Origin of the sequence: Halomonas ramblicola (assembly GCF_030409215.1) — a bacterium.
GTDB lineage: Bacteria > Pseudomonadota > Gammaproteobacteria > Pseudomonadales > Halomonadaceae > Halomonas > Halomonas ramblicola.
Genome location: NZ_JAUFPL010000028.1, coordinates 150,457 through 167,727, shown reverse-complemented (window position 1 = coordinate 167,727; position 17,271 = coordinate 150,457). Strand labels below are relative to the sequence as shown.

General features: G+C 70.2%; 13 protein-coding genes. 12 read left to right on the top strand and 1 reads right to left on the bottom strand.

Features of this window, described 5'->3' with window-relative positions:
* Positions 1-116 precede the first annotated feature (116 nt).
* From lepA to acpS, 7 genes are all read left to right on the top strand, one after another.
* On the top strand, positions 117-1,934 hold the full coding sequence (lepA, locus tag QWY80_RS11820; RefSeq protein ID WP_290231700.1) for a translation elongation factor 4: 1,818 nt from the start codon (positions 117-119) through the stop codon (positions 1,932-1,934).
* 14 nt (positions 1,935-1,948) lie between these two features.
* On the top strand, positions 1,949-2,755 hold the full coding sequence (lepB, locus tag QWY80_RS11815; protein WP_290231698.1) for a signal peptidase I: 807 nt from the start codon (positions 1,949-1,951) through the stop codon (positions 2,753-2,755).
* A 36-nt stretch (positions 2,756-2,791) separates the two neighbouring features.
* Entirely contained in the window at positions 2,792-3,484 is a 693-nt protein-coding gene (rnc, locus tag QWY80_RS11810) for a ribonuclease III (RefSeq protein WP_290231696.1), read from the top strand.
* Positions 3,481-4,380: a GTPase Era gene (gene era / locus QWY80_RS11805; protein WP_290231694.1), complete on the top strand. Its 900-nt coding sequence runs from the start codon at positions 3,481-3,483 to the stop codon at positions 4,378-4,380. The genes rnc and era overlap by 4 nt, the downstream gene beginning before the upstream one ends.
* Entirely contained in the window at positions 4,380-5,096 is a 717-nt protein-coding gene (gene recO / locus QWY80_RS11800) for a DNA repair protein RecO (protein ID WP_290231692.1), read from the top strand. Before era ends, recO begins: the two co-directional genes overlap by 1 nt.
* A gap of 88 nt (positions 5,097-5,184) precedes the next feature.
* Positions 5,185-5,967 (top strand): pyridoxine 5'-phosphate synthase, encoded by a 783-nt coding sequence (gene pdxJ / locus QWY80_RS11795; RefSeq protein WP_290231690.1) that lies wholly within the window; start codon positions 5,185-5,187, stop codon positions 5,965-5,967.
* Between the two features lie 3 nt (positions 5,968-5,970).
* Positions 5,971-6,348 carry a holo-ACP synthase gene (gene acpS, locus QWY80_RS11790; protein WP_290231688.1) on the top strand — a complete coding sequence of 126 codons (378 nt, stop codon included), beginning with the start codon at positions 5,971-5,973 and terminating at the stop codon, positions 6,346-6,348.
* Here acpS and QWY80_RS11785 read toward each other — a convergent pair.
* Entirely contained in the window at positions 6,288-9,008 is a 2,721-nt protein-coding gene (locus QWY80_RS11785) for an ATP-binding protein (protein WP_290231685.1), read from the bottom strand. The genes acpS and QWY80_RS11785 overlap by 61 nt on opposite strands.
* Positions 9,009-9,123: 115 nt before the next feature.
* Between QWY80_RS11785 and cysM the strand changes: the two genes are divergently transcribed.
* The 5 genes from cysM to ppc are packed head-to-tail and all read left to right on the top strand — an operon-like array spanning position 9,124 to position 17,268.
* Positions 9,124-10,020: a cysteine synthase CysM gene (gene cysM, locus QWY80_RS11780; RefSeq protein ID WP_290231683.1), complete on the top strand. Its 897-nt coding sequence runs from the start codon at positions 9,124-9,126 to the stop codon at positions 10,018-10,020.
* Between the two features lies 1 nt (position 10,021).
* The gene (locus QWY80_RS11775; protein WP_290231681.1) at positions 10,022-11,461 is read left to right on the top strand and encodes a methyltransferase domain-containing protein; all 1,440 of its coding nucleotides are present in this window, start codon (positions 10,022-10,024) and stop codon (positions 11,459-11,461) included.
* Positions 11,454-13,730 carry a GTP diphosphokinase gene (relA, locus tag QWY80_RS11770; RefSeq protein WP_290231678.1) on the top strand — a complete coding sequence of 759 codons (2,277 nt, stop codon included), beginning with the start codon at positions 11,454-11,456 and terminating at the stop codon, positions 13,728-13,730. Before QWY80_RS11775 ends, relA begins: the two co-directional genes overlap by 8 nt.
* Positions 13,727-14,623 carry a nucleoside triphosphate pyrophosphohydrolase gene (gene mazG / locus QWY80_RS11765; RefSeq protein WP_290231676.1) on the top strand — a complete coding sequence of 299 codons (897 nt, stop codon included), beginning with the start codon at positions 13,727-13,729 and terminating at the stop codon, positions 14,621-14,623. Before relA ends, mazG begins: the two co-directional genes overlap by 4 nt.
* Complete coding sequence (ppc, locus tag QWY80_RS11760) at positions 14,620-17,268, top strand: phosphoenolpyruvate carboxylase (RefSeq protein WP_290231674.1); 2,649 nt, start codon at positions 14,620-14,622, stop codon at positions 17,266-17,268. Before mazG ends, ppc begins: the two co-directional genes overlap by 4 nt.
* Positions 17,269-17,271: the final 3 nt, after the last annotated feature.

The following is a 17,271-nucleotide window of genomic DNA, read 5'->3' as shown; positions in this document are numbered from 1 at the left end:
TCGGGTCGCTGTATCTGGGTCGCGCATCCCGGTACAATGGCGCCCAATCCCGGCCTCTCCGTCACAGGCGTCCCGCCCTCGGGCCCGGCCAGAACCCACCAGGCAGAAGTCACTCGATGTCCCAAGACACCACCCCTGACAAGCTCAAGCACATCCGCAACTTCTCGATCATCGCGCACATCGACCACGGCAAGTCGACCCTGGCCGACCGACTGATCCAGACCTGCGGGGGCCTGACCGAGCGCGAGCTCAAGGAGCAGGTGCTCGACTCCATGGACCTGGAGCGCGAGCGGGGCATCACCATCAAGGCCCAGTCGGTGACCCTGGATTACCATGCCCAGGACGGCAACACCTACCAGCTCAACTTCATCGACACCCCGGGGCACGTGGACTTCTCCTACGAGGTGTCGCGTTCGCTCTACGCTTGCGAGGGGGCGCTGCTGGTGGTGGACGCCGCCCAGGGCGTCGAGGCCCAATCGGTGGCCAACTGCTACACCGCCATCGAGCAGGGCCTCGAGGTGCTGCCGGTGCTCAACAAGATCGACCTGCCCCAGGCGGACTGCGACAAGGTGGCCCACGAGATCGAGGAGATCATCGGCCTCGACGCCACCGATGCCTGCCAGGTTTCCGCCAAGAACGGCATCGGCATCGAGGCGTTGCTCGAGCGCCTGGTGCGTGACATCCCGTCGCCCAAGGGTGACCCGGCGGGGCAGTTGCAGGCGCTGATCATCGACTCCTGGTTCGACAACTACCTGGGCGTGGTCTCCCTGGTGCGCATCTTCGACGGTACCCTGAAGAAGGGCGACAAGATCCGCATCAAGTCCACCGGGCGCGACTGGCAGGCCAGCGAGGTGGGCATCTTCACGCCGCAGCGCCGCGAGACCGGCGTGCTGCGCGCCGGCGAGGTGGGCTTCATCGTCGCCGGCATCAAGGACATCCAAGGCGCCCCGGTGGGCGATACCATCACCCACGCCAAGACGCCCGATGTCGCACGCCTGCCCGGCTTCCAGAAGGTCAAGCCCCAGGTCTATGCTGGCATGTTCCCGGTCAGCGCCGATGACTACGAGGACTTCCGCGACGCCCTGGAGAAGCTGGCGCTCAACGACGCCTCGCTGGACTATGAGCCGGAGAACTCCGATGCCCTGGGCTTCGGCTTCCGCGTGGGCTTCCTGGGCACCCTGCACATGGAGATCGTCCAGGAGCGCCTCGAGCGCGAGTACGACCTGGACCTGCTGACCACCGCGCCCACCGTGGTCTACGAGCTGCTGATGAAGGACGAGGAGGTCCGCTACGTCTCCAACCCCTCCAAGCTGCCCGACATGGCGGACGTGGAGGAGATGCGCGAGCCCATCGTGCGGGCCAGCATCCTGGTGCCCCAGGAGTTCGTGGGCAACGTCATCACCGAGTGCGAGCAGCGCCGCGGCACCCAGCTCGACATGCTGTTCCTGGGCAGCCAGATCCAGCTCACCTACGAGTTGCCGATGTCCGAGGTGGTGATGGACTTCTTCGACCGCCTGAAGTCCATCTCCAAGGGCTACGCCTCGCTGGAGTACAACTTCGAGCGCTTCGAGGCCGCCAAGCTGGTGCGCCTGGACGTGCTGATCAACGGCGACCGGGTGGATGCCCTGGCCGTGATCATTCACCGCGACCATGCCCACGCCCGCGGTCGCGCGCTGGTCGACAAGATGAAGGAGCTGATCCCTCGCCAGATGTTCGACGTGGCCATCCAGGCGGCCATCGGCGGCCAGGTGGTGGCGCGCTCCACCGTCAAGGCGCTGCGCAAGAACGTCACCGCCAAGTGCTACGGCGGCGACGTGACCCGCAAGAAGAAGCTGCTCGAGAAGCAGAAGGCGGGCAAGAAACGCATGAAGCAGGTCGGCCGGGTGGAGATTCCCCAGGACGCCTTCCTCGCCGTGCTCAAGGTGAATGACTAGGAACGGAACCCCCCATGGACTTCTCTCTGTTGCTGGTGGTGGCGGTCGCCGTCACCGGCGTGATCACCCTGCTGAACCTCGTCTGGCTGCGCCCGGCGCGCCGGCGCGCCCTGCAGGCCGCCGAGGCCGGCACCACCGAGGGGCTCGGCAAGGAGGCCCGGGAAAAGGCGCTCCTCAAGGAGCCCTGGCCGGTGGACTATGCGCGCTCCTTCTTCCCGGTGCTGCTGGTGGTGCTGGTGCTGCGCAGCTTCGTGGTGGAGCCCTTCCAGATTCCCTCCGGCTCGATGCGCCCGACCCTGGAGATCGGCGACTTCATCCTGGTCAACAAGTTTGCCTACGGCCTGCGCCTGCCGGTGATCCATACCGAGATCGTCGACCTGGGCGAGCCCGAGCGCGGCGACGTCATGGTCTTCCGCTTCCCCGACGAGCCCTCCGTCAACTTCATCAAGCGCGTGGTGGGCCTGCCCGGCGATCGCATCCGCTACGCAGGCAAGCAGCTCTACGTCAACGGCGAGCCGGTGCCCAAGGCGCTGATGGAGGAGAGCCCCGCCGGGGCGCCCGGCGAGCTGCTGCTGGCCGAGCAGCTGGGCGAGGTGGAGCACCGCATCTACAATAACCCCCGAGACCCCGGGCCCCAGATGCGCGAGCTGGTGGTGCCGGACGGCCACTACTTCACCATGGGTGACAACCGCGACCACTCCAACGACAGTCGCTACTGGGGCTTCGTGCCGGAGGAGAATGTCGTGGGGCGCGCCTTCGCCGTGTGGATGCACTGGGACGGCGGCCTGCCGAGCTTCACCAGCATTCGCCGCATCCACTGAGCCCGCTTCGCCCCGACACCGGACAACAGGATATTCGTGAGCAATTCCCTCAACGCCTTCAGTCGACGACTCGGTCACGACTTCGGCGACCCCGCCCTGCTCGAGCTGGCCATGACCCATCGCAGCTACGGCGGCCAGAACAACGAGCGCCTGGAGTTCCTCGGCGACTCCATCGTCAACTTCGTCATCGCCGAGGCCCTGTTCCGCCGCTTTCCCGAGGCCCGCGAGGGGCAGCTGTCGCGGCTGCGGGCGCGCCTGGTCAAGGGCCAGACCCTGGCCGAGCTGGCCCGCGAGATGGGCTTCGGTGAACACCTGCGGCTGGGCTCCGGCGAGATGAAGAGCGGCGGCCACCGCCGCGACTCCATCCTCGCCGACGCCGTGGAGGCGGTGATCGGCGCCATCTACCTGGACGCCGGCATGGAGAGCGTGCGCGTGCGGGTGCTCTCCTGGTTCGCCGGCCGCCTGGAGGGCATCAGCCTGCAGGATACCCAGAAGGATCCCAAGACCCGACTGCAGGAGTTCCTGCAGTCGCGCCAGGCGCCACTGCCGCGCTACGAGGTGGTCAGCGTGGAGGGCGAGGCCCATGCCCAGACCTTCACCGTGGAATGCCACGTGGAGATGCTCGAGGCTCACACCACCGGGGTCGGCTCCAGCCGTCGCCATGCCGAGCAGCAGGCCGCCGAGATGGCCCTCATGCACCTCGAACCCACCAAGGGAGCGCGGTCATGACCCAGACCTGCGGCTTCGTGGCCATCGTCGGCCGCCCCAACGTCGGCAAGTCCACGCTGATGAACCGCATCCTCGGCCAGAAGGTCTCGATCACCTCGCGGCGTCCCCAGACCACCCGCCATCAGGTGATGGGCATCAAGACCGAGGGCGACGCCCAGGCCATCTACGTGGATACGCCCGGGATCCATATCCTGGCCAAGGATCGCAACAAGGCGATCAACCGCTTCATGAACCAGGCCGCCGTCCAGGCCCTGCGCGACGTGGACTGCGTGGTGTTCATCATCGATCGCACCCGCTGGAGCGACGAGGACCAGGTCGTCCTGCAGCGCCTCGAGCATGTCGAGGCGCCGGTGATCCTGGCGGTCAACAAGGTCGACCGCCTGCAGGACAAGGTGACGCTGCTGCCCTGGCTGGAGTCGGTCGGGGCACGCCGCGAGTTCGCCGCCATCGTGCCGATCTCCGCCAAGCACGGCACCAACGTGCCGGAGCTGGAGGCCGAGGTGGCCAAGCACCTGCCCGAGAGCGTGCACTACTTCCCCGAGGATCAGGTCACCGACAGGAGTCAGCGCTTCCTGGCCGCCGAGCTGGTCCGCGAGAAGGTGATGCGCCAGCTCGGCGACGAGCTGCCCTACCAGATGACCGTGGAGATCGAGGAGTTCCGCGACGAGGGCCGGGTGGTGCACATCAGCGCCCGGATCCTGGTGGAGCGCCAGGGGCAGAAGAAGATCCTCATCGGCGAGAACGGCGAGCGCATCAAGAGCATCGGCCGCGAGGCGCGCCTCGACATGGAGCGCGCCCTGGACGCCAAGGTGATGCTCAACCTCTGGGTCAAGGTCAAGCGCGGCTGGTCCGACGACGAACGCGCGCTCAAGAGCCTGGGTTACGACCTGGATTGATGACACCCGAACCCGCCTTCCTGCTGCACAAGCGCCCCTATCGCGAGACCAGCGCCCTGGTGGAGCTGCTCACGCTCCAGTACGGGCGGGTACGCGCCGTGGCCCAGGGCGTGCAGCGGCCCGGCTCGCGCTCCCGGGGTCGGCTGCAGCCCTTTGCGCCGCTGCACCTGACCTGGACGGGGGGAGGCGAGCTCAAGCGCCTGCGGTTGATGGAGAGCCGGGGCGCTGCGGCGCTGTTGGCCGGCGAGGGGCTGCTCTGCGGGCTCTACGCCAACGAGCTGCTGACCCGCACCCTGCCGGTGGAGCTGCCGGTGGCGGAGGTCTTCGCCTTCTATACGGCGCTGCTCGAGGCCTTGCCCCGCCCCGAAGACCGGGCGGCGTCCCTGCGCCGGCTGGAGTTCGCCCTGCTCGAGGCGCTGGACGCCATGCCGCGCTTCGTCGAGGCCGAGGGCGGCGAACTGGATCCCCAGGCGCGCTACGTCTTCGACCCCGTGTCGCGGGCCTTCCGCCACGGCGAGCCGGGGCTCGACGGTCGTACCCTGCGGCTGCTGGCCGCCGGCGACTGGGATGCCCCCGGCCTGGCCGGTCCCGCCAAGGCGATCGCGCGCGCCGCCCTGGCGCCGCTGCTGGGCAGCCGCCCGCTGCGCTCGCGGCAGCTGATGCGCGAGCTGGCCGAGCGGCGCCGGACCCGCTCGGACGCCGTCCGGGAGCTGTAACCCGTGAGCCGTAAGCCGTAAGATGCCACCTTATCTTACGGCTTACAGCTTATAGCTTACGGCTTACGGCTTACCCAAGGAGAGCCCCATGCATCCCCCGCGTATCCTGCTCGGCGTCAACATCGACCATATCGCCACCCTGCGCCAGGCCCGTGGCACCCGCTATCCGGATCCGGTCCAGGCCGCCCTGCTGGCCGAGGAGGCCGGGGCCGACGGCATCACCGTGCACCTGCGCGAGGATCGTCGGCATATCCAGGAGCGCGACGTGCGCCTGCTGGCCGAGGTGCTCAACACCCGCATGAACCTGGAGATGGCGGTCACCGAGGCGATGATCCGCCTGGCCGAGGAGCTCCGCCCGGCCCACGTCTGCCTGGTACCCGAGAAGCGCGAGGAGCTGACCACCGAGGGGGGGCTGGACGTAGTGGGCGGCTTCGACGCCGTGGCCGAGGCCTGTACCCGGCTGGCCGCCGCCGGCTGCGAGGTGTCGCTGTTCATCGACCCCGACCCCGAGCAGGTCCAGGCCGCCCACCAGGCCGGGGCGCCGGTGATCGAGCTGCATACCGGCGCCTATGCGGAGGCCTCGGGCGAGGCGGCGACCCGCGAGCATGCCAGGCTCTCCGCCGCCGCCGAGATGGCCCTGGAGCTCGGCCTGACGGTCAACGCCGGTCATGGACTGCACTATCATAACGTCGAGGCCATCGCCGCCATCCCCGGGATCCAGGAGCTCAACATCGGCCATGCGATCATCGCCCGGGCGCTGTTCGTGGGACTCAAGGAGGCCGTGGCCGAGATGAAGCGGCTGGCCATCGCCGGTCAGGAGGCCGGTTTCGTGGCGGCCCTGGAGGAGCACGATCACGACCATGAGCATTGATTCATGATCCTGGGCATCGGCACCGACATCGCCCGGGTGGCACGCTTCGAGCTCGCCCTGGCACGCCACGGCGAGCGGTTTCCCCGGCGCCTGCTGGGCGAGACCGAGCGGGAGGGGTTCCCCGCACGGGTGGCGCCGGCGGCCTACCTGGCCAGGCGCTTCGCCGCCAAGGAGGCCTTCGTCAAGGCGTTGGGCACCGGCCTGCGTCACGGCATGCGCTGGACCGAGATCCAGGTGGCCAATGATGCCCTGGGGCGCCCCTCACTGGTGCTGGGCGGCCAGGCCCATGAGCTGGCCATGGCCGCCGGGGTCAGGGCGACTCACCTGTCGATTTCCGACGAGGCCGAGTTCGCGATCGCCTTCGTGGTCCTCGAGGGCTGAGCGCCGGCCCAGCGGCGCAGATCGGCCATGGCGGCGTAGAGCTCGTCGAGCAGCGGCGTCACCGCCTCGCGTCCCCGCGAGCGCAGCCGGGTCTCCAGGGTCTCGGCGACCAGCCCCAGGCGTGGGGCGCCGCAGTAGCGGCAGGCGCCGTTGAGGGCGTGAATGGCGTCCAGCAACGCCTCGTCGTCCCGCGTCTCGTAGCCCTGCCGGATCGCCGCCTCGCTGTCCGGCAGCGAGGCGGCCAGCCGTTCCAGCAGTTCCCGGGCCATGGCCTCGTGCCCCCCCGCCAGCCGGGTGCCCAGCGCCAGGTCAACGCTAGGCAGCTCGCCTTCCTCCTCGAAGGCGGCGTCCCAACGGGCTCCGGGCGCCGGCAGCCCGGGCGTTTCCGTGAGGTGGGCCGGGGCCATGCCGAGATGACGGCCGAGGACCTCGGCGAGAGCGCGTGGCTCCACCGGCTTGGCCAGGACGTCGTCGAGTCCGTTGGCCAGCAGCCGCCGCCGCTCCTCCTCCAGCGCATGGGCGGTTACCGCCACCACCGGGGTGGCGGGCCAGGTCCCCCCCAGGTGGCGCAGCGCCCGCGTGGTCTCGATGCCGTCCATGCCGGGCATGCGGATGTCCATCAGCACCAGGTCGAAGCGGCGCTCCCGGGCCAGGGCCAGGGCGGCTTCGCCGCTCGCCGCCAGGCTCACCTCGAGGCCGCCGTCCGCGGCCAGCTCGCCCAGCAGGCGCCGATTGGACTCGTTGTCGTCCACCACCAGCAGGCACGCCGAGTCAGCGGGGGGCGACGGGGCTGCCGGCGGTGCATGAGGGGCCTGCAGCCGCCGCCCCACGGCCTCGGCCAGGCTGGCGCGGGCCAGCGGCTTGGCGAGGATCTCGCCCCCATGGGGCAGGGGCAGCGACGGCAGCTCCAGCGGGCTGGCGTTGACCAGCAGCAGGACCGGGCAGGCCAGGCGCTCCAGGCGGCGTTGCCAGGCCGCCGTCTCGTCGCTCGAGAGGTCGGGCGGCGGGCTGGCCACCCACAGGGTGGGGGCGTCGCCGGCGGGCAGGGCGTCGCCATCCTCGATCGGGCGGGCGCCCCAGCGCGAGAAGAGGTGGCGAAGGGCGCGGCGCGTCGCCGGGTGAGGCTCCTCGATGAGCACCGTCTCACCGGCGAGGTGCAATTCCGGCGGGCGCTCCTGATGGGCATCGCCCTCCAGCGGCAGGGTGAAGGAGAAGGTGGTACCCTGGCCGGGCTCGCTGTCGACGTCGATCTCGCCGCCCATCTGCTCCACCAGCCGACGGGAGATCGAGAGTCCCAGGCCGGTGCCGCCGAACTCGCGGGAGTGGCTGGCGGCGCCCTGCTGGAAGGCCTGGAAGAGGCGCCGACGGTGCTCCGCCGAGAGACCGATGCCGGTATCCGTCACCCCGATGCGCAGGGTGATCCGGCCGGGAGCGGAGTCCTCCACCATCACCCGCACCACCACCTCGCCCCGGTCGGTGAACTTCACCGCGTTGTTGACCAGATTGGTCAGCACCTGGCGGATGCGCAGCGGGTCTCCGGTCAGCGCGGACGGCACGTCGTCGTACACCAGTCCCAGCAGCTCCAGCCCCTTGGGGTGGGCCAGCGGGGCCTGCAGGGCCAGCACCTCGTCCACCAGGGCGACCATGTCCACCGGCAGCCGCTCCAGCTCCAGCTGGCCGGCCTCCAGCTTGGAGAAGTCCAGCACGTCGTTGACCAGCATCAGCAGGTTGTTGCAGGCCCGGTTGACGTGGTCGAGCCACTCCCGCTGGCGGGGTTCCAGCGGCGAGCGGCCCAGCAGGCGGCAGAAGCCGATGATGCCGTTGAGCGGCGTGCGGATCTCGTGGCTCATGTTGGCCAGGAACTCGGACTTCACCCGGTTGGCCTCCACCGCCCGGCGGTGGGCGATGTCCAGCTTCATGTTCTGGATCTCGATGGTCTCCATGGACTCCTGCAGCTCGGCGGTGGCCTGTTCCACCTGCTGCTGCATCTCGACCCGGGCCTCGGCGAGGCGCGCGGCGAGGGCGTTGACCCGCTCGCCGAGCCCGGCGAGCTCGGGCGGGGAGGGCGGCAGCGGGTCCGGCACCTCGTCGTGCACCAGTCGGCCGAGAGCCGCGTCGGCCGCCTCGAGGGGCTGCTGCAGGCGGCGATGGGTAGCGCCGGCCACCAGCGCCAGGATCACCCCCGCGATCACCATCAGCAGGCCGGCGGCGCCGAGTTGCCGATAGTGGTCGAGGAGCAGGCCGCTGGCGTCCACGTCCAGCACCAGCCGGTCGGAAGCGGCGCCGTCCAGGGGCAGCTGCATCAGCCAGTACTCGCCGTGGCGTTGCACGAGGGGCGCGGCATCGTCCGCGGAGGGTGGCGCCCCGCGCAGCCGGCCCAGCTCCAGGCGTCGTTCGCCCTCCGGGGTCACCAGTGCCAGGGCGCGCACCTCCTCGATGTCGAGGAGTCGCGCGGCCAGCGCCTCCAGTCGGGCCTCGTCGCCCGCCGCGGCAGCCGCCTCCAGGCTCGGGGCCAACAGGCCGAGGGCCTCGTCGAGGCGCTCCTGCAGCAGGGCTTCATGGTGTGACTGGTGCAGCGGCAGGCTGGTGGCGGCCATGGCGCCCAGCAGCAGCATGGGCAGCCCCAGGATGGTGAGCAGCAGGCGTAGCTTGAGGGTCATCGGCGGGCTCGTGCGGCGTATCTGGCCCCAGTATGACACAGCCATCGGGGATGCCTGTCCACCCTGCGGTGGCATGGATATAATGGCGAAAACACCTTGGCACTAGGATGCTTGCATGCATTTTCCCACCATCGAGGAGGTGGTCGGCCACACGCCGCTGGTCCGCCTCAAACGCGTCACCGCCGGCCGCAACAACGTCCTGCTGGCCAAGCTGGAGGGCAACAATCCGGCTGGCTCGGTGAAGGATCGCCCGGCGCTCTCCATGCTCGAGCAGGCCGAGGCGCGCGGCGATCTCGTGCCCGGCGACACCCTGGTGGAGGCCACCTCGGGCAACACCGGCATCGCGCTGGCCATGGCCGCCGCCATCAAGGGCTATCGCATGGTACTGATCATGCCGGAGAGCGCCTCGGAGGAGCGCAAGCAGGCCATGGCCGCCTACGGCGCCCGGCTGGTCACGGTCAGCAAGGCGGGCGGCATGGAAGAGGCCCGTGACGTCGCCGAGACGATGATCGCCCGCGGCGAGGGCAAGCGGCTCGACCAGTTCGCCAACCCCGACAACCCCTTGTCCCACTATCGCGGCACGGGCCCGGAGCTCTGGGAGCAGACCGGCGGTACCATCACCCACTTCGTCAGCTCCATGGGCACCACCGGCACCATCATGGGGGTGTCCCGCGCGCTCAAGGAGCGCAATCCCGAGGTGCAGATCGTCGGCCTGCAGCCCGAGGACGGGGCGAGCATCGCCGGCATCCGCCGCTGGCCGCGGGAATACCTGCCGCGCATCTACGATGCCTCGCGGGTCGATCGCGTGCTGGACATCGGCCAGCACGAGGCCGAGGAGCACATGCGCCGCCTGGCGCGGGAGGAGGGCATCCTGGCCGGGGTCAGTTCCGGCGGGGCCCTGGCCGGCGCCCTGCGCGTCGCCGCGGAGGTCGAGAACGCGGTGATCGTGTTCATCGTCTGCGATCGCGGCGACCGCTACCTCTCCACCGGCCTGTTCGACGGGGAGGCCTGAGGTGGCGATGCTCGGCAAGCGCCGCCCGCGCCGCGAGCGGTCGGGCGTCTCCGGCCTGCAGGGTCGCCAGTCGCCACAGGGCGGCGCCCCCCGTCCGCGGCCCCACGAGGAGGAGGGGCCGGTGGTCATCGAGCGCCTGGCCCACGACGGCCGCGGCCTGGTCCGGGAGGCGACCGGCAAGACGCTGTTCGTCGAGGGGGCGCTGCCCGGCGAGCGCGTCGCGGTGGCGGTGCATCGCACCCGCCAGCGCTTCGACGAGGGGCATGTGCGCGAGCTCCTCGCACCGGTCGCCGAACGCGTCGAGCCACCCTGTCCCCACTTCGCGCGTTGCGGCGGCTGTGACCTCCAGCACCTGGCCGTGCCCGCCCAGCGGCGCCACAAGCAGACGGTGCTCCTCGAGCTGCTGGCCCGCCAGGGGCTCGAGGTCCCGGGGGAGCCGGAGCTGCTGGCCGGGGCCGCGGAGGGCTACCGGCGCCGCGCCCGGCTGGGCGTCAAGGTGGACGCCGAGGGCGCCCTCCATCTCGGTTTCCGAGCCCGCCACAGCCACCGCTTGGTGGATCTCGACCGCTGCCCCATCCTGGTGCCGGCCCTGGAGGCGCTGCTGGCGCCGCTGCGCCGTCACCTGGCTTGCCTGGAGGCGCCACGCCATGTCGGTCACCTGGAACTGCTCGACAGCGACCAGGGGGTGGTACTGGTGGTGCGCCAGCTGCGCGAACACGCCGGCGATGCCCAACGCTGGTGCGACTTCGCCGCCGAGCAGGGCCTGTACCTGGCATGCCTCGCCGGGCGCGAGTCGCCGAACCTCGAGTGGCTCACCGAGGCGCCGACGCTGAGCTGTCGCGTGCCGGGGGCCGCCGGCGATATCGCCCTGGGCTTCGTCCCCGGCGACTTCCTGCAGGCCAACGGCGAGGTCAACCGGCGCATGGTGGCCACCGCCCTGGCCTGGCTCGAGGGCCTCGCCGGCGAACGGGTGCTGGATCTCTTCGCCGGAATCGGCAACTTCAGCCTGCCGTTGGCGTCTACCACTGCGCGGGTCGTGGCGGTGGAGGGCAGCCCGGCCATGGTCGAGCGGCTCGCCGACAATGCCCGGCGCAATGGCCTCGCGGTGGCGGCCCGCCAGGCCGACCTGGGGCAGGCGGCAGCGGTGGCCGAGTTGCTCGCCGAGCAGCGGCCCGACACCCTGCTGCTGGACCCGCCCCGCGACGGCGCCGAGGCGGCGGTCCAGGCCCTGGTCGAAGCGCCGGTGCCGAGGGTGCTCTACGTCTCCTGCGATCCGGCCACCCTGGCCCGGGATGCGGCACGCCTCGTGCATGGCGGCTACCGCCTGGCGCGCTGCGCCATGGCCGACATGTTCGTGCATACCTCTCACCTGGAATCGATGCTGCTGTTCGAACATCCGCGGACGCGACGGCAGCGGCAAGGAGCATCATCCGATGGTTAAGGTCCGTGAAGAGCAGCCCCTCACCGAGACGGGGCGCGTCGATATCGACCTGTGGCTCTCCCGGCTGCAGGAGGACGTCAAGCTGCGCGATGCGGACGAGCTGCGCGAGGCCTGCCGGCTCGCCGAAGGGCTCGAACGGGAATCCGGACGCCCCCATCGTCGCTGGCTCGAGAACGGCTCGAGCTTCCGCATGGGGCTGGAGATGGCCGACATCCTCGGCGAGCTCAAGCTCGACCAGGCGGCGCTGGAGGCCGCCGTCCTCTACCGCGCCGTCCGCGAGGGGCTCATCGGCCTCGAGGCGATCGCCAAGCAGTTCGGCGACGAGGTCGCCCGGCTGATCGACGGCGTGCTGCAGATGGCGGCGATCAGCGCCACCCAACTGCCCAGCCATGACATGGGCCAGCACGACCAGCAGGACAACCTGCGCAAGATGCTGGTCAACATGATCGACGACGTGCGCGTCGCCCTGATCAAGATCAGTGAGCGCACCTGCGCTCTGCGCCAGGTCAAGGACGTGCCGCGCGAGAAGCAGATGCGGGTGGCCCGCGAGGTGTTCGACATCTATGCGCCCCTGGCCCATCGGCTGGGCATCGGCCACCTCAAGTGGGAGCTCGAGGATCTCTCCTTCCGCTACCTCCACGAGGACGACTACAAGGCCATCGCCCGCCAACTGGCCGAGAAGCGCGTCGACCGCGACCGCTACATCACCGACGTGGTCACCACCCTCGAGGGGCTGCTCGAGGCCCAGGGCATCACCCGCTACGAGGTGGACGGCCGGGCCAAGCACATCTACTCGATCTGGCGGAAGATGAAGCGCAAGCGCATCGACTTCTCACAGGTCCACGACATCCGCGCGGTGCGCATCCTGGTGCCCGAGGTGGCCGACTGCTACACCGTGCTGGGGCTGGTCCACTCGCGCTGGCATCACGTGCCCCACGAGTTCGACGACTACATCGCCAATCCCAAGAAGAACGGCTACCAGTCGCTGCACACCGCGGTGATCGGCCCCGAGAACAAGGTGTTGGAGATCCAGATCCGCACCTTCGCCATGCACGAGGAGGCCGAGCTCGGGGTCTGCGCCCACTGGCGCTACAAGGGCCACGACACCAAGGCCAAGAGCACCAGCTACGAGGAGAAGATCGCCTGGCTGCGCCAGGTGCTCGAGTGGCAGGAGGAGGTCGGCGACTTCGGCGACCTGCGCGAGGGCCTGTCCAGCGACGTGGCGCCGGACCGCATCTACGTCTTCACGCCCGACGGGCACGTCATCGACCTGCCGCGGGTGGCCACGCCCATCGACTTCGCCTACCGGGTGCACACCGAGGTGGGCCACCGCTGCCGCGGCGCCAAGGTCAACGGGCGCATCGTGCCGCTTACCTACAAGCTCCGGACCGGCCAGCAGGTGGAGATCCTCACCGCCAGCAAGGGCGGTCCCAGCCGCGACTGGCTCAACCCCAGCCTGGGCTATGTGCGCACCTCCCGGGCCCGCTCCAAGATCCAGGCGTGGTTCAAGCACCAGGCCCGCGACCAGAATCTCGAGGAGGGCCGTGCGCTCTTCGAGCGCGAGATGCGGCGCCTCGATCTCGAGGATATGGACCTCGAGACCCTGGCGCACAAGGTCAACTACGTCACGCCCGACGACATGTACGCGGCGCTCGGCGCCGGCGACCTGCGCATCGGCCAGGTGCTACACCAGGCCCAGCAGCTGTTCGGCGAGTCCGACGACCAGGAGCAGCTCGACCGCCTGCTGGCCAAGCCGCGCAAGGGCCCCGGCAAGGCCGGCCAGAGCGACATCACCGTGCTCGGCGTGGGCAACCTCAAGACCAGCATGGCCAACTGCTGCCACCCGGTGCCCGGCGAGCCCATCGTCGGCTTCATCACCCAGGGGCGCGGCGTCACCGTGCACCGCCAGGACTGCCCCAACATCCTCCAGCTACGCCTGGAGGAGCCCCAGCGCATCATCGAGGTGGAGTGGGGCGAGCGCGCCCGCACCCAGTACCCGGTGGACATCGAGATCCAGGCCTGGGACCGCTCCGGCCTGCTGCGCGACGTCACCGGGGTGCTGGGCAACGAGAAGGTCAACGTCCTGGCGGTCAACACCCACACCGACAGCGACGACGGCATCGCGCGCCTGACCATCACCCTGGAGGTGGACGGCCTGGAGACCCTGGGCCGGCTGTTCTCGCGGATCCAGCAGCTGCCCAACGTCATCGAGGTGCACCGCCTGCGCAGCGGAGGCAAGCCCGGCAAGCGCAAGGGGAGGCCCGCATGAGCGAACGCCACGATCTCGACGACCTGCTGACCCTGATGGCGGTGCTGCGCGATCCCGACCAGGGCTGTCCCTGGGACCTCGAGCAGGACTGGGACTCCATCGTGCCCCATACCCTGGAGGAGGCCTACGAGGTGGCCGATGCCATCGAGCGGCGTGACTTCGACGAGCTGCCCGGCGAGCTCGGCGACCTGCTGTTCCAGGTGGTCTACTACGGCCAGTTCGCCGCCGAGGAGGGGCGCTTCGACTTCCACGACGTGGTCCACACCCTGACCGCCAAGATGCTGCGCCGCCATCCCCACGTCTTCCCCGACGGTACCCTGGCCTCGCGGCGGCCGGCCGGGGTCAGCGCCGAGGAGGTCGAGGCGCGCCTGGTCAACTCCCGCTGGGAGGCGATCAAGGCCGAGGAGCGCGAGGCGCGGGCCGGGGAGGGCGAGGCGGCCTCGGTGCTCGACGTCGCCGCGGCGTCGGTTCTGGATGATGTGCCGCGCACCCTGCCGGCGCTGTCGAGGGCGGCCAAGCTCTCCAAGCGCGCCGCCCGGGTCGGCTTCGACTGGCCCGACTCGCGCGGCGTGATCGCCAAGATCCGCGAGGAGCTCGACGAGGTGGAGGACGCCCTGGCGGGCGGTGATCGCGACCACGCCGCCAGCGAGGTCGGCGACCTGCTGTTCGCGGTGAGCAACCTGGCGCGGACCCTCAAGGCCGACCCCGAACAGTGCCTGCGTGCCACCAACGCCAAGTTCGAGCGACGTTTCCGCCACGTGGAGGCGGCCCTGGCCGACGAGGGCGTGGCGCCCGCCGAGGCCGGCCTCGACGCCATGGAACGCCACTGGCAGGCCGCCAAGCGCCACGAGACGACCGACTGTCCCACCACATCCGGAGAGACGCGGCCATGAGCCACGACCTGCACGAGTCCCTGCGTGACAACGTCCGCATCCTGGGCGACAGCCTGGGGCGCACCATCGCCGACGACCTGGGGGTTGGCTTCGTCGACAAGATCGAGGCCATCCGCGGCTTCGCCAAGCGCGGCCGCCAGGGCGACGACCAGGGGCAGCGCGAGCTGATCGACTACCTGCGCCGCCTGCCCGACCGCGACCTGCTGCCGGTGACCCGCGCCTTCAACCAGTTCCTCAACCTGGCCAACATCGCCGAGCAGCACTACCGGGCGCGCTTCCGCCGGGTGGAGGACTACCGGCCGGGTAGCCAGCCGGTGCTCGCCGAGCTGCTGGAGCGGGCCCGCCGGGCCGGCAACAGCCCGCGCAAGCTGGTGGAGACGCTCGACGCCATGCGCGTCGAACTGGTGCTCACCGCCCACCCCACCGAGGTCATCCGCCGCACCCTGATCCAGAAGTACGACGGCATCGACGACTGCCTCACCGCCATCGAGTCCTCCGCCGACTATCCGGAGCGCGGCGCCCGCGCCCAGGGGCGCCTGGAGGAGTTGATCAGCCAGGCCTGGCACACCGACGAGATCCGCCACGAGCGGCCCACCCCGGTGGACGAGGCCAAGTGGGGCTTCGCGGTGATCGAGAACTCCCTGTGGCAGGCGGTGCCGGACTTCCATCGCGACCTGGACAACCTGCTGCTGGAGACCGCCGGCGAGCGGCTGCCGCTGGATGCCGCCCCGATTCGTTACGCCTCCTGGATGGGCGGCGATCGCGACGGCAATCCCAATGTCACCGCCAAGGTGACCCGCGAGGTGCTGCTGCTGGGTCGTTGGATGGCCGCCGACCTCTACCTGCGTGACCTCGAGCAGCTCAAGGCCGAGCTCTCGATGTGGAAGGCCAACAGCGCGCTCAAGGCCGAGGTGGGCGACGTGGCCGAACCCTACCGGGAGCTGCTCAAGCGGCTGGTGGCGCGGGTCGAGGCGACCCGCGACTGGGCCAAGGCGTGCCTGGACGGCAAGCCCTTCGACGCCGGCCCGATCATCGAGAGCCGCGAGCAGCTCTATGCGCCGCTGCTGACCTGCTACCGCTCGTTGTGTGACGTGGGGCTCGACACCATCGCCAACGGCGCGCTGCTCGACACCCTGCGCCGGGTGGCGGTGTTCGGCGTGACCCTGACCAAGCTCGATATCCGCCAGGAAGCGGGCCGTCACGCCCAGGTGATGGAGGAGCTCACCGACGGCCTGGGACTCGGTCACTACCGCGACTGGAGCGAGGAGCAGCGCCAGGCCTTCCTGCTCGAGGAGTTGGCCTCACGACGCCCGCTGATCCCGCGGCGCTGGGAGTGCTCGCCGGAAACCCGGGAGGTGATCGACACCTTCCGGGTGATCGCCAGCGACGAGGCCGAGGCGCTGGGGACCTACATCATCTCCATGGCCGGCCAGCCCTCCGACGTGCTCAGCGTGGCGCTGTTGATGAAGGAGGTGGGCGGCGAGGTGACCCTGCCCATCGCACCGTTGTTCGAGACCCTGGACGACCTCAACCACGCCGGCGAGGTGATCGACCGCCTGCTGGCGCTGCCCGGCTACCGGGCCCTGGTCGGCGATCGCCAGGAAGTGATGATCGGCTACTCCGACTCGGCCAAGGACGCCGGCCAGCTGGCCGCCGCCTGGGCCCAGTACCGGGCCCAGGAGACCCTGGTCGAGGTGTGCGAGCGCCACGGCGTCGACCTGACCCTCTTCCACGGCCGCGGCGGCACCGTGGGGCGTGGCGGCGGTCCGGCCCATGCGGCCATCCTCTCCCAGCCGCCGGGTTCGGTGAACGGCAGCCTGCGGGTGACCGAGCAGGGCGAGATGATCCGCTTCAAGTTCGGCCAGCCGGAGATCGCCCTGCGCTCCATGGAGATCTATGCCTGTGCGGTGCTGGAGGCGACCCTGCTGCCGCCACCGTCGCCCGAGCCCCACTGGCGCGAGGAGATGGATCGCCTGGCCGAAGTGGCGCATCGCGCCTACGTGGGGGTGGTGCGCGAGGATCCCGACTTCGTGCCCTACTTCCGCTCGGTGACCCCGGAAGGCTCGCTGGGCCGGCTGCCGCTGGGCTCGCGGCCCACCAAGCGTCGCCAGGACGGCGGCGTCGAGACCCTGCGCGCCATTCCCTGGATCTTCGCCTGGACCCAGATCCGCCTGATGCTGCCGGCCTGGCTGGGCAGCGGCGAGGCCTTCGCCCGGCGCCTGGAGGAGCCGGGCGGCCTCGAGCTGCTGCAGGAGATGCGCGACCGCTGGCCCTTCTTCGGCACCTACCTGGACATGCTGGAGATGCTGCTGGCCAAGGCCGACGTGGGCATCGCCGCCTACTACGAGCATCGCCTGGTGGACGAGCCGGCGCTCAAGGCGCTGGGCCATCGCCTGCGCGAGCGTTTCGGGCGCCTGAACCAGGTGCTGCTGCAGATCCTCCAGCAGGAGGAGCTGCTGGAGAAGACCCCGTTGATCTACCAGGCCATCGCGGTGCGCAACCCCTACATCGATCCGCTGCACGGCCTGCAGGCCGAGCTGCTGCAGCGTAACCGCGACGCCGACGGGGCGATCAGCGCCGACCTGTCGCGGGCGCTGATGGTGACCATGGCGGGCATCGCCGCGGGGCTGCGCAACACCGGCTGAGCA

Coding starts and splice junctions, on each gene's coding strand:
- lepA (WP_290231700.1), top strand. CDS start 117: ATGTCCCAAGACACCACCCCTGACAAGCTCAAGCACATCCGCAACTTC.
- lepB (WP_290231698.1), top strand. CDS start 1,949: ATGGACTTCTCTCTGTTGCTGGTGGTGGCGGTCGCCGTCACCGGCGTG.
- era (WP_290231694.1), top strand. CDS start 3,481: ATGACCCAGACCTGCGGCTTCGTGGCCATCGTCGGCCGCCCCAACGTC.
- recO (WP_290231692.1), top strand. CDS start 4,380: ATGACACCCGAACCCGCCTTCCTGCTGCACAAGCGCCCCTATCGCGAG.
- pdxJ (WP_290231690.1), top strand. CDS start 5,185: ATGCATCCCCCGCGTATCCTGCTCGGCGTCAACATCGACCATATCGCC.
- acpS (WP_290231688.1), top strand. CDS start 5,971: ATGATCCTGGGCATCGGCACCGACATCGCCCGGGTGGCACGCTTCGAG.
- QWY80_RS11785 (WP_290231685.1), bottom strand. CDS start 9,008: ATGACCCTCAAGCTACGCCTGCTGCTCACCATCCTGGGGCTGCCCATG.
- cysM (WP_290231683.1), top strand. CDS start 9,124: ATGCATTTTCCCACCATCGAGGAGGTGGTCGGCCACACGCCGCTGGTC.
- relA (WP_290231678.1), top strand. CDS start 11,454: ATGGTTAAGGTCCGTGAAGAGCAGCCCCTCACCGAGACGGGGCGCGTC.
- mazG (WP_290231676.1), top strand. CDS start 13,727: ATGAGCGAACGCCACGATCTCGACGACCTGCTGACCCTGATGGCGGTG.
- ppc (WP_290231674.1), top strand. CDS start 14,620: ATGAGCCACGACCTGCACGAGTCCCTGCGTGACAACGTCCGCATCCTG.